This window comes from Mycoplasma sp. 2575 (genome assembly GCF_053851635.1).
Map to the genome: position 1 here is coordinate 1 of NZ_JBSQBB010000015.1, position 16,499 is coordinate 16,499.

The window sequence follows — 16,499 nt, forward strand, 5'->3', positions numbered from 1 at the left end:
GAAACCAGAGGATCCTAAAAAGAAAGAAGAAGGCAAAGAACAAGAAAAGAAACCACAAGATCCTAAAAAGAAAGAAGAAGGCAAAGAACAAGAAAAGAAACCAGAAATTAAACATTTAGGAAAAACCCTTCCAGAAGGCAGAACAGAAGATGAGGACACTAAAGACACCCTTGTATCACCATCTCTTCCAGAAGTCAAACCAGACCCTAAAGAAGATGAGTTGCTAAGCAACTTAACAGATGAAGAAATAGAAGAAATGTTTAAATTAGAATCATTACAAAAAAGTTTACAAGAGATTGAAACACAAATCAAAGAAGAGGATTTAATTAAACTTTTTAATTCTCTTAAAGAAAGGGGTTTAATCAAAACACCTGATACTAAAAAAGATGATATAACACCAAAAATTAGTCCAGAAGCACAAAAAATACAAAATGAAATTAAGGTTAACGAAGATGAAATCGATAAAAAAATCGTTGAACTTGAAACTATTTCTAAATCAGAATTGAATGATTTAAAACTAGCTATTGAAGATGCAGAAGAACAAATTGAGAATCTAACTCAAAGTAAGGTTGACGATCCTGATAATGCTCAGGAATACGAAGAACTAAAAAAAGAATATGAAGATTTAAAAACAGAGAGTCAACAAAGAAAGCAAAAAGTTGAAGAATTATTAAACTACAAGGTGGATAAATCTGAGTTTCCTAAACAAATAGCAGAATTAGAGCAAGAAAGAACTGATGTGATTGCTCAAATTGAACAAATTAAAATGGATTTGCAAGAAGAAATAATTGATAAAAAAAATGCGGAAGAATTAATTAAAATTTTCGAAGAAAATAAGAGCGAAATAAATAAGAGAATAGATTTGTATAAGAATCTGTCGGTGTCTAATTTGATAATTGAGGATATTGATAACCAAATAGCAGAATTGATGAAAAAATCTGATCCTTTAGCTAAAGAAAAACTAGAAAAATTGAATAAAAAGAAGGACCTTTTGTATAAATTAAGAAAGGAAATTAAAGAATTAATTGATAAAATTTCTCAAGAACAATTACAACTTGAAAAATACTTATAATGGTTACTAAATTTAATAAGATGATTTGATAATCATCTTATTTTATTATTTATATTTTTTTAATATTACTAAGATCTAATAAAAATAGAGTTTTACATTTTAGAAATAAATGAATAGAAAATTAAATTTTAATATTTTTAAATAAATAACAATTTTAATAAAGTAGATACACTTTGCAAAAAAAATAAAAAAACTATGGTATATATTATATTGAAAAGCACATTAATTAAAAAGGGGAAAATATGAAAAGATCTAGTAGAATCTTGTTGTCACTAGCTAGTTTGTCTGTCCCATTTTTCACAACAATAGTTGTAATGTCATGTAGTAAAGGCATAACTAATAAGCTAGAAAAAATGACTGATAAAAAAGACAAGCAAATTAGCGATACGAAAGGTTTAGAAAAAAATACCGATAGCCCAAAACCTGAAACTCCTGAGGGAATAATGCCGAATATCAAGGGTAATAATTCAAGTGAAAATAGCCCCGAAACAAGCCCTGAAATAAAAGAACCAGATATACATGAAGATGAATCTAAAACGGATGAAAATGATGGTGATGATCCTAGCGATAAGGATTTTGATCCTAATAATCCCGATGCTAGTGATAGCGAAGAATCAGATGATTCTGGATCTAATCAAGATAATTCACAAGGCAATGATAATGAAGGCAATAATGAATCCAATAATGCAAATAAGGATGATGCGAAAGACATGATTAAGCCTAATCCTGAAGTAGAAAAATTAGAAAAGGAAATTAATGAAAATGAAAAAATAATTGATCAAAAGAGCCAAGAACTAAAAAATGTTATTAATCAGGAATTAGATGAATTAAATAACGAAATTAGTGAAGCGAATGAACAAATTAAAAATCTTAATGAAGAAAAAGAATTCGATAAGGAAAATGAATCTGTTTTTCAAGAGTTGATAAAAGAATTTGAGGAAATAAAAAAGAATGATGAAAAAAGAAAATCAGAAGTTATTAAACTTTTAACTTATGATCCAAATTTTTCTGAATCTCGTCAGGAAATAATGGAACTTGAAGATGAAAAAGAAAATATAGATACACAAATCATGCAACTTATGGAATTAAAGAAAGAGGAGCAAAATAATTCCTTTGATATTGATAATTTAGTTAAGACATTTGAAGAATATAAGAAACAAATAGATAAAAGAATAGCGCTTTTTAAGGATTTATCGCTTGCTAATTCTGTTATAATGAATATTGATGACCAATTAGAACAAATAATGAAAAAAAACAGTCAAAATAGCGAAGATATGGAGCTAAGTTTAGAATTAAATAATAGAAAAACTAAACTTACTACTTTAAGAGAACAAATAAAAGATTTACTTGCCAATATTTTTCAACAAGAAGAACAATTATCTTTAATTCAGTAAATAGCACTAATGGTAAAAATATAGTTCATAAGAAAATCATCATTTTCAAGGAGGTTTTTCCAAATTGAAGCATAAAAAATCAACATTATTTACTTTTGAGATTATATCAGTAATTTCTATACCAGCAATTGTTTTGTCATGTCAAAAAATAGATGACATAAAACCAAAACCTCAACCTGAACCAGAACCAGTACCAAAACCTACTCCTGTCCCACCTGATCTAAAGCCAACCCCGCCTCATAAACCGCAAAAAACATTGGGTAATGATAGGACACAGCAAATCAAAGGAACAGAACTGGGCAAATTTTTACACAACGAGGAGGTTGTGGAAACTCTGTTTTTAAAGGATGTAAGTCCTAACTTTGCAAAATTTATTCACTATGTTAATCAAAAAGATGGTGTTGATAGCTGATGGTATGCTCATAATGATAATGAAGAAGGATGATTTGATATCAATAAGGAATTTACTCGTGGCGATAACTTTTTATGTGGTGCTATTGTAGTAGTTAATGCTTTACATTATTGAATTAAACAAAATAGGCAATATTTAGATAAATATTTACTAGATCCTAGAAAGGGAGTAATTTCATTTAAAAACTCATTGCAGGATATTACAATTGATTTTCGCAACTTGAATACCTTTGTTAATCATATGGGAAATGATGGAATTCGAACTACAAGAGAAAATAGCGTACTTTTTGAATGAATTAAAAAAGATTATGGTGGTGATGTTGATAAAAGAACTGGGAAGGGCTTTGTTACACCATTTAAATTATTTGATGAATTAATAAATGGTTATCCGTACTTTCGCATCGGACCGAAATCGCAACAGTTAAATAATCCAAATAATTGGAGTCTTAAAGCTAACTGAAAAGGATTTTTTAAAGATGTGTTTGAAAGTAATATTTTATCAAATAGATGGTCATTTAGAAATGCACATAGTGCAAAGAATCTAAGCGAAAGATTAAGAAACGAAATAATATCAAATAAGGCACTTGCTATCTCTCATACCTATGGTTCAGTTGTTGTTAATCATATTGTTAATGTTTGGGGAGCTGATTTTGATAAAGACGGGATCGTTAAGGCCCTTTATGTAACTGACTCAGATGATCAGGAAGCCTTCTTTGAGCAAGACGGAATTAAAAAACGTCTTGGTATTAAGAGATACAAGGTGAATTTTGATACTCAAAAAGGGAAAGTTTTTATCGGTGCTAAAAAAGAAAATATAGCTGAGGCATTAGATATTTACACTTTTAGTTTAGGAACCACATATTGAGAGCAATACTTTAAGAATTTATCTAAAAATAAGCAATAAAAATTTGGGTTATTAATAAAAACCCGAATTTTTTTTCTATGCTTCAAAATGCTTTTTGAGAAAATTTTTTTCAAAAGATGCAAAAAAAAAAAAAAACTATGGTATAAATTATATTGAATGGAGCAACAAACATCGGCTCGTTTATTATGTTTTTTGCTTTGTTAAACTAATTTTAAATGAGGTATTCAATATTGAGCAAAAGGAAGTTGTTTTTATTAACTTTAGGCATTATTCCGACTTTATCTATGTCGTCTGTTGTTTTATCATGTCAAAATAGAAATGTTATGGAGCCATCCCCTAAACCAGATTCTGAACAACCACATAATAATACACATATGCATAATCCTAATGAAAATAATGTTGAGGAAAGAATCAATGATTCAAAACCTTTAACTCCTCCGCATAAAAAGAAAAAAGAAGAAAAAAATCCGCAAATTATCCCGGATCCAACTATTAAAAATAAAGGTAACAATACTAATGTTATTCCGCAAATTAAATTAGGTCCCTCTATAAAAAAGAATAAAGAAAATAATATAATTCCACAAATACCGCTCGGACCATCAATTAATAATAAAGCAGATGAACCAAAGAAAATTCCGCAGTTAGAATTAATTCCTGCCCCAAAGTCAGAAGTCCCAAATTTACCAAAAATTCCTTCACCAAACGATAAAACACAACAACTATTGAATACTTCATTAGGTGATTTTCTAAAAAGTGAAGGTGTAGTTGAAACTTTATTTTTAAAGGGTGTAAATCCTAATTTTAGTAAATTTTTCCATCATATTAACGCAAGCGACGATATCGACAGTTGATGATACGCTCACAATGATAATGAAGAAGGATGATTTGATATCAATAAAGATTTTGACCGTGGTGATAATTTACTTTGTGCTGCAGTAGTTGCAGCAAATGCTATTCACTATTGAAGCATACAAAACAAGGACTATATTAATAAGTATTTAAATGATCCGCAAAAAGGAATAATAGGAAAAAATAATGAAATAGATTTTCGCGAAATTAATAAGTTTCTTGAGGCTAATAATGATAATATAAAAACAAAAACAGAACATAGTCAATTATTTGAAATTTTTAAGAAACTTTATGTCGGGCGCACTGTTTGGCCAGATAAAATTTTTGATACTTATATAAATGGTTATGGTTATTCTAATAGACAACAACGCAACCAAGAAATTAATTATGAAAAAGGTAAATCTGGATTTCTTGGGTTCTTTAAGGACGTTTTTGGTAAACACTTATTAACGGACCGTTGACATTTTGGTTATGGCGCCTACGCAAAACCGCTCTCAGATAGACTTAGACGAGAAATTGAAGCTAATAAGGCTATTGGTATATCTCATACATATGGTAGCGTTTCAATTAATCACATTATAAATGTTTGAGGAGCTGATTTTGATAAAGACGGGATAATAAAGGCCCTTTATGTAACTGATTCAGACGATCCGAGATTTGCATTTGAACAGGAAGGCGTTAGAAAACGTCTTGGTATTAAAAGATATAGAGTTGATTTTAGCGCTGCCGATGGAAAGGTATATATTGGAGCAAGAAAAGAAAATATAACGCAAGCACTAGATATATATAGTTTTGGGTTAGGCCTTAACTATTGGGAAGATTATTTTAATAATCAATCTAAAAATAAGTCATAAAAAATTCAGATTAAAAGGATCTGAATTTTTTTATTATTTTGGTATCGTAGATAATTTGGTGTAATTACTATTCTCGAATCACTTACTAAAAAGTAAGCCAGAGATTAATTTACACAAAATTTTTTATAGTACCCTTATTTATGTTATTTTGATACTAGTTCCGATATTGTTTTAACCATTGCAAACATTGGTTTTTCATTAATATCGCATGTCCCTGCTATATCAAAGTGTATATATTCTATATCGTTGGTAAATTCTTTTAAAAACATCGCCGCTGAAGAAGAACCAGCATTTCCGGTAAAATCTGTATTTTTTAGATCCGCAACAATTGAACCTTTAATATATTCAGCATATTCATCATCAAGTGGCATTCTTCACACTAATTCATGTTGAATTTTTGCGGCATTTTTTGTATCTTCTCAACCCTTTTTAGTTGTTGATCATACCCCGGTGTATGTGTCACCTAAAGCCATAATCATTGCTCCAGTTAAGGTCGCAACATCAATTAATCTTGTAGCTTTTAGTTTTGTTGCACCATAATATAAACCATCAGCCATAACTAAACGACCTTCGGCATCAGTATTATTTACCTCAACAGTCTTTCCGCTCATTGAAGTTCAAACTGAATCAGGAAGTGAGGCGTCACCATTAACTCTATTATCGGTAATGCACATGATAGCCGCTACATTAGTTTTTGGTTTAGTTTGAGCAATTATTTTCATAACGGCAGCTACAACAGCAGACCCACCCATATCATATTTCATTCCATTCATATGGCGACCGGTTTTAATATTGTAACCACCCGAGTCGAATGTAATACCTTTACCAACCAAAACGGTTTTTTCTTTTGATAATTCGTTACCATTATATTCTATAATAACAACACGTGGCTCGTAAATTGAACCTCTATTAACTGATAGTAGCAGACCCATGTTTAGATTTTCAATTTGTTTTTTGTTTAAAACTGTTATCTTTAGATTTTGATATTGGCTTAGTTCCTCTTGTGCAATTATTGCTAGTTGTTCAGAGTTTAGTTCATTAGGGGGTGTAACACCTAAATTTCTTGCTCAATTTAGTGCTTCAGATAGAATCACCGCCTTGTTAAAGTGGGCTATTAAATCGCTTGTAGGATTTTGTAAATATAGTGAAAGATTGTTATGATTTTCTTTTTTATAGATGGTTTTTTTATTATAAAGTTTGGCTGCTGAAAAATTTATTCCTTTTGTAAATGCATCAACAGTGTCATAGATACATATTTTGTTATCAACAGGAAATGTAGCGACATCGATTTGATAATTTCTTGCAGCATTTGTAGCTAATGATTTAGCAAAATCAAAAATATTATTATAATTGATTTTTTCTCTTTCTCCCATGTAAACATAAGCAACATTTTCGCTAAGAAATTCTGTAATTGTAAAATCCTTTTCGACAAGATTTTTTGGTAATTTATCACCCTTAAAGACTGCTTTTAACAATAGAAAATCATTACGTTTTTCATCAATTTTTTTAATTAGTTCCATAGTTTTAAATTACCTTTCTATTTTTGCTTTTCAGCTAGTTCAACTAATGTTGAAACTAGGATCCCCAAGCCCATATTTTTTGCATCAGCAGTTCCGGCAACATCACAGTGAATAAAATCAACTTTGTTTGCAAATTCATTTAAAAACATCGCAGCAGAATTGGAATCAGCCTTTGATGAATTATTGTAATTATTTAAATCAGCAATTAGTGATGACTTATTGGTTTTATGAAATTCTTCATGCATTGGAAGTCTTCAAACTTTTTCATGAGCTATCTCTGCTGCTTCCTCAAATTCTTCTCATCTTTTGTCACATGAAGAATAAATACCTGAGTATGTTTTTCCTAGTGCCCTTAACATTGCACCAGTTAGAGTTGCTACATCAACAATCAAAGAAGCATTTAGCTTTGTGGCACCATAGTAAATTCCGTCAGCTAAAACTAAGCGTCCTTCAGCATCTGTATCAGTAATTTCGACAGTCTTTCCACTCATTGATTTAATAACAGATTCAGGTAGAGTTCCATGGGTATCGATAGCATTATCGGTTAGCATCATGATTGCAGCTACATTTGCCTTTATTTTTAGCTGTGCAATTGATTTTAGTGCGTAGGCTACGATGGCAGAACCTGACATATCAAATTTCATCCCATCCATATGGTAACCCTTGGTGTTATATCCACCTGTATCAAAAGTTATACCTTTACCAACATAGACAAATTTTTCTTTGCTATTTGGATTTCCGTTGTATTCGGCAATAACAACTCTTGGCTCATATGAAGAACCAGCATTAACAGCTAACATTAGACCCATTCCTAGTTCTTCAATTTCAGCCTTATTTAATACTTTAATCGATAATCCTTCAACTCCTTCGAAATCCTTTTTAACTTCATCAGCGATTCACTCACTTGTCGCTATGTTAGGTGGTGTGATTTGCAGATTACGTGTTTTTGAAACATTTTTGGAAATTATCGTTAATTTTTCAATATATTCAGCATAACTATTTTCTTCAAGAAAAAGTGTTAGTTTAATTTCGCTTTTTTCTTCTTCATTCTTATTTTCACATTTTTGTTTAGCAGAATATAATTTTGCTCCGTGAAATTCCATTCTTGTTATAAACGCTCTTAAAACTTCCTTGACAGTCAAAAAAGGAAGATTTGCAAATGATAAAACATCAATCTGATAACTTCTACGTTTTACATTGATAATATGATCAACCACTTTTATAAAACCGTAGTAATCCTTAATGTCTTTTGAAACATAAATATAAGCAATATTTTTATCAAAGTTTTCGCTAATAAACAAATGAGTTTTTGCTACGCAAGAACAAAATTCTTGTCCCTCATAAGCAACTTTTAATAACATATTTTCATTACGTTTTGTTTCGCAATTCGATATCATAAAGTCTCCTTATTAATAAAAAAATACTATTTATATAATAGTATTCTTAAATTATAATCATTTTTAGTTTAAATATATTATTTTGTACTTCAATCAATTTCATTCTTTCCTAGCGATATAAGTTTTTCATTTATTCTTTTAAATATATTACTATTAAAGAAACCCCGCCAACAAGATAGGGGCGATGGGTGCGCCGTTTTAAATATAAATTCTTCCTTAATATTTAGAGTTCTAATAAAGTTTTGAGCATCGATTCCCATGGCTAGAAATAAAATCCCATCATAATATGAAAGAATTTCTCTTATAAGATTTAAGTTAAATATTTCTCAACCTTGATTTTTGTGAGCTTGTGTTTTGTTTTTGAGTGTTGTTAATATTGTATTTAATAATAAGACGCCTTGATTTTTTCAATTTGTAAGATCATTGCTATTAAATTTAATTTGGGGATAGGAATTTTTGATTTCCTTAAAAATATTTTTCAAGGACGCAGGCGTTATTTTATTTTTCGAAGAAAAACAAAGCCCGTCGGCATTATCATTTGTAGGATAAGGGTCCTGTCCTAAAATAATGAGTTTTATATTACTAAAATCAAAATTTGTAAAAGCGTTAAAAACATTATTTTTTGATGGTACTAGATCTTCATTTTTTAATATAATTTCAATCTTTTTTCAATATTCTTGTTCTTTTTGCTTAGCAAGAAAATTTTCAAAATTAAAATTCATGTTTAACTTTTTTCTTGCCTTCATATTGGTATTCAATTAGATATAAATAACCATCTGAAAACTTTATTTTTATTGGTGTTTGGATTTTGTTTTTTGTCGCGCGATAAATTTTTAACCTTTTATTATTAATAATTATGAAAGCGCCTGGCTGATCATTGAATGCCCTTATTTTATTTAGTGCTTCTTGACAGGTTAATGTTTCAAAAATTTCAGCTTCCTCATTTTGAATTTTAGGAGCAAATGTTACTAGATTTTCATCTTGAATTTTTCTTGTGAAATCATTATTGTAAATTTGTTGCAACCAATTACCAATTACTTTTGAAGTTTCTAAGCCTAGTCTATCAAATAGTTCAATAGCGCTGTCTTGTTCTGATATTTCAATTTCTAATGTTTTCAAGATATCACCTGCATCCATTTTATCAATCATTTCAATCAAAGAGATTCCGGCTTTATTATCATTGTTTAAAAGTGTATATTGTATTGGCGAAGCTCCACGGTATTTCTCTAATAAACTGCCATGAACATTTAAGGGTAGTTTATTTGGTAATTTTAAAATGCTGTTTGGAATAAATTGCCCGAATGATGCTGTGATAAAAAAGTCAAAGTCAATTGCTTTTAGTTCTTCATAGATATCTTTGATTTTTTCTGGTTGGTAGAGTTTAATATTGAATTCATTAGCAAGTTGCGCAATTGGGGTTTGTAATACATTTTTGTTTCTATCAAATTTTTTGTTTGGCTGGCTAATTAGACAAGAGACTTCAAAACGCTCATCTTTTATTAATGACTTAAATATTGTTTTTGAAAATTCGGCGGTTCCAGCTAAAACTAATCTAATTTTTTTCATAAAAAAAATTATACTTGATATCTTAAATAAAAATAAAAGCTAACAAAAGTTAGCTTAATAGTTTTTAATTGTATAGTAATATTTTTTTGTTTCATTGTTTTGGTTGATGCTAAAAAGTTCATATTGTAAATTGTTTATAAAATTTGATCTGTTATTTCGATATGTTGTGGTGCGGCGCTTATTATTTTTAAATCTAGCATAGAATTTTTTGCCGCTATTATTTCATACATTATCATTTAATAATGAAATAATTTCCTTATTATCCTTTTTATTCAGGTCATATGTGCCGTTGTTATCGAGGTCAACTCATAATTTAACATCAAACTTCTTATTTTTAAATTTCTTATTAAGAATATTCCTATCTATATTTTTAGCAAAATATGAAACATATTGATATTTGTCTTTAAATAACTTTGGATATACTCATGATTCATCATAGTAATCTTTTTGTTTGTTATCTTTGATATCAAAATAGTATATAGAATTTCAGACCTTTTTCGTTGTAAGATTATAATTTTGCAATTTATAATCAATTTCCAGAGTATTATTGTTATCATTTAGGTCTACAAAAATTAGTTTAGATTTGATACGATTATTTTTCTTTTGTTCAATAATTTTTTGTGGTAATTCAAAATACCCACCTAGATTAATATTCTTTGAATCGTTATTTTGAATATTATAATTTGCAAAACTTATAAGTTCTCCTCAGCCCATTAGGTCAACATAAGCTTTGAACAAGCCTTTATGGTGCGAGTTACCAACATTTGCAAATGGACGCTCATATTCATTTGTTCTAATATTATAAATACTTGAACGGAAGTTTTCTAGTTGGTCTTTAAAAACTCAATTGGATGCAAATGTAGCTAATTCATTTGAATTTGAAAAATTGCCTTTTCTCAAGATAGCGATATTTTTTAGGATATCATCACCAGCAGCATTAAAAATTAATTCGCCAGTTCGATTGTTTTTTCGAAAATAAAAATAGTTTTCAAATTGGCTTCGATTAGAGTTATAAAACCAAGCATTTGGCCCTAGCGAAAGCTTAATTATTTCTCTTGGTACAAGCTCAGTAAATGAGAAAAGATATCTTATTGATTGCAAATTAGTTGGTTCAATAAAAGAAACGTTTTGATATTTATTATTATTGAAATAAAACCTTCTAGAATCAAGAGGTTCATATTTTTTAGCCTCAAGAGGTGTTATTTTAACGTTTGCTATCCTAAAAAGTTCATTGGCACTATAAAACTTGTAAACCGGTAATTGGTCTTGGTCATGCAAAAAATCTTGACTATTTCTTAATAAAAGTTTATTATCTCTTGTGTTATCATAGTTTAAATTTTTACGAAATTCATTCAAAAATTTAGCATTATTTGTTTCTATATGATAATAGTTGTGATCACCCTCATATTCAATAAGATCACTATTTGCAAGTTCATCACCTCTTTTTATTGATTTATTATACATATTATCAATATGATGAGTGTATTCATGCATTAGAGTACCAAAAATAATTTCAATTCTTTTTTCTACTGGTTGATTCAAAAGTTTTAGATTGTTTTCAACTATTTTATTTACAAAGATGTACATTTCGCGATTTGCAGGAAAATAAGCCCCGTTAGTTCGATCTTCTTGCAATTCATCATTTGGCACATTTATATTGATTCTTTTAATTGCATTTATTTCTGGACCATAAAGTGCTCTTTGTTTAAACATTTTATTTAGTAAAAGCATTCCTTCTTTTCCTAGATAATAGACAGGTTCTCCGTTTGGTTTTCTAGCAATTGGTTTTTCGACAAAACTTAAATTTCCCACTTTAAAATTTGGATTAAGTTCTCTTGATGAATTACTTGTTTTTCTATTAAAAATAAGAGCATCATCGCTTGTTCTTATTTCAAAAGGAATATTATCTTCGTTTAATGATGTTTTGCTTAAATCATTTTCTGAATTTCGCAACGGAACAATCCCTTCATCAATAGCGCCACCATCTAATTTCTCAAAAACTGCTTTATAACCAAAATAACCAGCCGTGGCAATAAAACCTGCTGATATAGCAAAAATTGATAAACCTAGTAGAAATTTTTTTCCACTAGGTTTTTTCTTTTTTTCTTCTAACATAAGCCTCCAGTTTTTGAATATTATATTTTTTTAAGGCATTTAATAAATCAATATTAAATATTTTACTCTTATTTTAAAGTTATTATAATTATTAGTATGTTAAGAATTATAGCCGGAAAATACCGTTCAAGATTATTAAAACAACCTTCCTCTAAAACAACAAGGCCAACAACTGATAGAGCAAAAGAGGGCATTTTTTCTTCAATTCAATTTAATATTGAAGGTCGAGAGTTTCTAGATTTGTTTTCTGGATCTGGTTCATTTTGTCTTGAAGCCTTATCTCGTGGAGCAAAAAATGCCACATGTGTCGAAAAAGACTACGAAGCATATAAAATAATTATTGAGAATAAAAATAGTCTTAAAGAAAGGAATTTGTTAATTATTAATACTGACGCATTATCTTTTTTGTCCAAAAATAAGGATAAAAAATATGACTTTGTTTATTTAGACCCACCCTTTAGGGAAAAAGAATTGCTTGTTAAATGCATTGATATATTAACTTTAAATAATATGATAAATTCTAATGGAAAGATTATTATTGAAACTGATTGGAATAATTTCACATATAAAAATAATCATTATGAGGTAGTAAAACAAAAGAAGTATGGAAAAATTTTTATTTACTTTATTGAAAACATAAAGTAAATATTTTTTATATAATTAATTATTAATATAATTAATATTCTAATAGTACTTTAAATATTCTAAAATAAAAAAAGATGAAGGAGAAAGCATGGAGAAAAAATTAATTATTTTTACCGGACCTTCTGGTGTTGGGAAGGGCACAATTGAAAAATATTTGTTTGATAATAAGGACTTAAAATTAAAATTATCGGTTTCAATTACTACCCGCGAGCCAAGAGAAGGTGAAGTTGATGGTATTCATTATTATTTTGTTCCAATTGATACATTTGAAACATTTATTAAGGAAGATAAGGTTTTAGAATATTCAAAGCATTTTGATAATTATTATGGAACACTAAATTCAGAAGTGGCAAATATTTGTGCCTCAGGGAAAATCCCATTTTTAGAAATCGAAACTAATGGTGCCTTGCAAATTATTAATAAGTATCGTAAAGAAGGTAGAGAAGGTGAAATATGTTCAATATTCTTAATGCCTCCATCATTAACAGAATTGGAAAGAAGAATTGAAAATAGAAATACCGAAACATATGACCTTATTTTAAAAAGATTAGATAAAGCAAGAGAAGAAATAATTCTTTCTTCGATTTTTCAGCATGTTGTTATTAATAATTCAATTGAAGAAACCGCTAATAAAGTTAAGGAAATTATCAAGCAAAATTTTTCTCACATTATTGATGTAAAACAAAAAGCAGAACCTGGTAGAAAGGCTTAAAAAAAGTAGAAAAATGAAATATTCTATTAAAACTGATAAAGGAAAATATCGTAACGAGAACCAGGATTGTGCATCAATCAGTTTTTTAAATAATTGAACATTAGCTATATTATGCGATGGGATGGGGGGTCATTTTGGTGGTGCCTTGTGCTCACAAAAAACAGTGGAATTACTAGTTAGCTATTTTCAAGAAAGTTTTAACGATAATATTCAATTTAATGATAGAAAAAATATAAATAAATGATTTAATACCACACTAAGCTATATTAAAAAATCACTTAAAGATATAGTTAATAGTAAAAATATTGTAAATTATCAAGATATGGGTACAACTTTAACGGCTGCCCTAGTTTTTAATTTAAACAAACAAACTTATGTATTTAATATTGGCGATTCTCGTACATATGCATATAATGGCTTATTACATCAAATAACTATTGATCAAAACGTTTTACATGAACTTGCAGAAATCAAAAAAATAGATATGGATATTGTTAAATTATTACCTGATGCCAATAAGTTAGTTAGTTGTTTGGGGCCTAATAAGAATATGAAATGTGATAGTTTTTTATTGAAGAGCAGTGAAGAAATTAAATATATTTTATTGACATCGGACGGAATACATGATTTTGTTGATAAACCAACAATTGAGCAAATCCTTTTAGATAAAAAACTTAACCTTGATAAAAAAGCTCAAAAATTAATTGATATTGCGAAGAAAAATCAATCAAGAGATAATTTAACAGCATTGATATTGGAGCTTTAATTATGTTGAAGAGATTGGATAGATACGAAAATGTAAATAAACACTTTGAGGACTTTGTCTTAATAGGAAAAGGGGGGTATGGTGAGGTTTATTCTGCTTGTTATAAGAAGACACAAAAGAGAATGGCAGTTAAAATACTCACTGTTCCAGATATAACAAAAAAACAAGTTAATCAAATCCGCTTTCAGAACGAGTGCAACGTTTTGAAAACAATTAAATCGCCGAATGTAATCAAAATGATTGGCTACTATGTAAGTGCAGACGAATCTTATTATGCAATGGAATTAATCAAAGGAACCAATCTCAAGGTATTAATTGCAAAACACAAAAAAATACCTGTTGATGAAGCAATAAGAATTGCGAGAGAGATATGCAGGGGATTGTATGATATTCATTCATCTAATGTTATCCACCGAGACCTAAAACCAAGCAATATAATTATTGAAAATGATACCAATAGAGTTAAATTAATTGATTTTGGGATATCAATTAACGAGGATAGTTTGCGAGTTACAGCTGATAATAAAACAGTTGGATCAGTTCAATATTTAGCTCCTGAGATTCCCTTGAAAAGTCAACCAGCCTCAATTCAAAGCGATATCTATGCTTTTGGTATGATTTTGTACGAAATGCTTTCAGGACATCCTGTTTATCAAGGGATTGATGCCCAATCTATTTTACTGCTTCAAATAAACGGTACAATACCGCCTTTAGAAGGTGTTGGGAAAACTATTCCGCAAGCTGTTGAAAATATTATAATAAAATGTACAGCTAAAAATCCTCAAAATCGCTATTTAAATTGCTTAGACATAATTAGTGATCTAGATCATTGTTTAACACCGCAAGCAAGCATGGAAAAGCGGCTTGATCTTGAAAATCATGAGCAAAAGAAAAAAAAGAAATCACACAAGGTACTAAACATTGTTTTGATAACACTGGGTTCCTCAATAATTTTTGGATTATTAATTTATTTAATTGTATATTTAGTTGAATATTATAAAAAGTAGAAGTGAAGGTGTTAAATGGAAAAAGGGAAAATTATTAAGTCGTTAGCAGGTTTTTATGATGTTAAGTCCTTTGGAGATAAACAAATTTATAGAGTGAGAGGTTCAGGAAAACTTAGATTGCTTGATATGAAACCTATCGTCGGCGATAATGTTGAATTTGAAAAAGAAGGATTGATTCATCATATTTTAGGACGAAGAAATTTCTTTATTAGGCCTAAAATTGCCAATGTTGACCAAGCGATTGTTGTTATGTCATTAGTTGAACCGGAATTTAGTTCTCAATTAGTTGATAAGTTCCTTATTATTATTGAAAGCAAGAATGTAGAACCAATAATTGTTTTAACCAAGAAAGATCTAACATCTGCTTCAAGGATAGATTTTTACAAGGAACAAGGTTATAAGGTATTTGAAATAAATTATGAAAATGAAGCTAGTTTTGAAGGCTTGCGAGAAATTTTTAAACATAAGACTAGTTTTTTTGTGGGCCAAACCGGTGTCGGAAAAACGACACTAATAAATTATTTAGCTAGCACAAATTTTGAAACACAAGCCATTTCAAAGGCGCTAAACCGTGGTAAACATACAACAAGAGAAGTAAGTTTAATTAACTTTAATGGCGGCGAGATTATTGATACTCCTGGGTTTTCATCTATTGAGTTTGATTTAACAATTGATGAAATGCCTGTTGCTTTTAATTCTTTTAGAGAAGCATCTCCTTTTTGCAAATTTAGAAGTTGTAGACACTACTATGAAAGAATTGAGGATTGTGAAGTTAAAAGACGCGTTCAGTGTGGAACTATTAAAGAAGAAAGATATGAAAATTATAAAAGCTTTATGAAGCGTATGTTAGAACCAATATATTAAGGTGGAAAAAAATGGATAATAGACAAATAAGCCCTTCGATATTAGATGTAAAAAGTGATCAACTAATTTCCTATGTTAATTCATTGATTAAATGAGGTGTTAGTAATGTTCATTACGATGTTATGGATGCCCAATTTGTACCCAATACGGCCTTAACATATGAAGAAATTAAAAAAATATTTGATCAGTGTCCAAAGCATCATATGGATATTCACTTAATGGTTAAAGATGTTTTTTCTTATTATCATAAATTTAAGGAATTTAGAGCTATTTTAACATTTCATTATGAAGCTTTTGAAAATGAAATAGAGCTCAAAAAACTTATTAAATTAGCAAAAAAGGAAGACATAAAACTCGGCTTAGCCTTTAATCCCGATACAGATGTAAGCAAAGTTATACCATTTCTCAAGGATTTAGATTTAATATTAGCCATGAGTGTCTATCCTGGCAAGGGTGGGCAGA

At 29.2% G+C, this 16,499-nt stretch carries 15 protein-coding genes; 10 read left to right on the plus strand and 5 right to left on the minus strand.

Annotated elements, in window-relative coordinates; genetic code table 4:
* From ACWXVU_RS02925 to ACWXVU_RS02940, 4 genes are all read left to right on the plus strand, one after another.
* Positions 1-1,072 (plus strand): hypothetical protein (locus ACWXVU_RS02925; protein WP_456012159.1); only part of this gene is annotated, 1,072 nt, incomplete at its 5' end.
* 242 nt (positions 1,073-1,314) lie between these two features.
* On the plus strand, positions 1,315-2,466 hold the full coding sequence (locus ACWXVU_RS02930; protein WP_456012160.1) for a hypothetical protein: 1,152 nt from the start codon (positions 1,315-1,317) through the stop codon (positions 2,464-2,466).
* A 64-nt stretch (positions 2,467-2,530) separates the two neighbouring features.
* On the plus strand, positions 2,531-3,781 hold the full coding sequence (locus tag ACWXVU_RS02935) for an IdeS/Mac family cysteine endopeptidase (protein ID WP_456012161.1): 1,251 nt from the start codon (positions 2,531-2,533) through the stop codon (positions 3,779-3,781).
* Positions 3,782-3,972: 191 nt separating this feature from the next.
* Positions 3,973-5,445, plus strand: a complete 1,473-nt coding sequence (locus tag ACWXVU_RS02940; protein WP_456012162.1) for an IdeS/Mac family cysteine endopeptidase — start codon at positions 3,973-3,975, stop codon at positions 5,443-5,445.
* Between the two features lie 143 nt (positions 5,446-5,588).
* On the opposite strand, the gene ACWXVU_RS02945 is transcribed toward ACWXVU_RS02940, so the two are convergent.
* The 5 genes from ACWXVU_RS02945 to ACWXVU_RS02965 form a co-directional block, all read right to left on the minus strand.
* Complete coding sequence (locus ACWXVU_RS02945) at positions 5,589-6,965, minus strand: M17 family metallopeptidase (protein ID WP_444704956.1); 1,377 nt, start codon at positions 6,963-6,965, stop codon at positions 5,589-5,591.
* Positions 6,966-6,982: 17 nt separating this feature from the next.
* On the minus strand, positions 6,983-8,362 hold the full coding sequence (locus tag ACWXVU_RS02950) for a M17 family metallopeptidase (RefSeq protein ID WP_456012164.1): 1,380 nt from the start codon (positions 8,360-8,362) through the stop codon (positions 6,983-6,985).
* Between the two features lie 77 nt (positions 8,363-8,439).
* Entirely contained in the window at positions 8,440-9,108 is a 669-nt protein-coding gene (locus tag ACWXVU_RS02955; RefSeq protein WP_456012165.1) for a uracil-DNA glycosylase, read from the minus strand.
* Positions 9,074-9,928, minus strand: coding sequence for a formyltransferase family protein (locus ACWXVU_RS02960; protein ID WP_438340560.1), 855 nt, complete (start codon positions 9,926-9,928; stop codon positions 9,074-9,076). The genes ACWXVU_RS02955 and ACWXVU_RS02960 overlap by 35 nt, the downstream gene beginning before the upstream one ends.
* Positions 9,929-9,982: 54 nt before the next feature.
* Positions 9,983-12,043, minus strand: a complete 2,061-nt coding sequence (locus ACWXVU_RS02965) for an MYPU_1760 family metalloprotease (RefSeq protein WP_456001688.1) — start codon at positions 12,041-12,043, stop codon at positions 9,983-9,985.
* Positions 12,044-12,139: 96 nt separating this feature from the next.
* Between ACWXVU_RS02965 and rsmD the strand changes: the two genes are divergently transcribed.
* From rsmD to ACWXVU_RS02995, 6 genes are all read left to right on the plus strand, one after another.
* The gene (gene rsmD, locus ACWXVU_RS02970) at positions 12,140-12,688 is read left to right on the plus strand and encodes a 16S rRNA (guanine(966)-N(2))-methyltransferase RsmD (protein WP_456001686.1); all 549 of its coding nucleotides are present in this window, start codon (positions 12,140-12,142) and stop codon (positions 12,686-12,688) included.
* 88 nt (positions 12,689-12,776) lie between these two features.
* Positions 12,777-13,400 carry a guanylate kinase gene (gene gmk / locus ACWXVU_RS02975; RefSeq protein ID WP_438340563.1) on the plus strand — a complete coding sequence of 208 codons (624 nt, stop codon included), beginning with the start codon at positions 12,777-12,779 and terminating at the stop codon, positions 13,398-13,400.
* Between the two features lie 13 nt (positions 13,401-13,413).
* Positions 13,414-14,166 carry a PP2C family protein-serine/threonine phosphatase gene (locus ACWXVU_RS02980; protein WP_456012166.1) on the plus strand — a complete coding sequence of 251 codons (753 nt, stop codon included), beginning with the start codon at positions 13,414-13,416 and terminating at the stop codon, positions 14,164-14,166.
* A 2-nt stretch (positions 14,167-14,168) separates the two neighbouring features.
* Complete coding sequence (locus ACWXVU_RS02985; protein ID WP_456012167.1) at positions 14,169-15,173, plus strand: serine/threonine-protein kinase; 1,005 nt, start codon at positions 14,169-14,171, stop codon at positions 15,171-15,173.
* A gap of 15 nt (positions 15,174-15,188) precedes the next feature.
* Positions 15,189-16,037 (plus strand): ribosome small subunit-dependent GTPase A, encoded by an 849-nt coding sequence (rsgA, locus tag ACWXVU_RS02990; protein WP_456012168.1) that lies wholly within the window; start codon positions 15,189-15,191, stop codon positions 16,035-16,037.
* Between the two features lie 11 nt (positions 16,038-16,048).
* Positions 16,049-16,499: ribulose-phosphate 3-epimerase (locus ACWXVU_RS02995; RefSeq protein ID WP_456012169.1), on the plus strand; the 451-nt coding region annotated here is incomplete at its 3' end.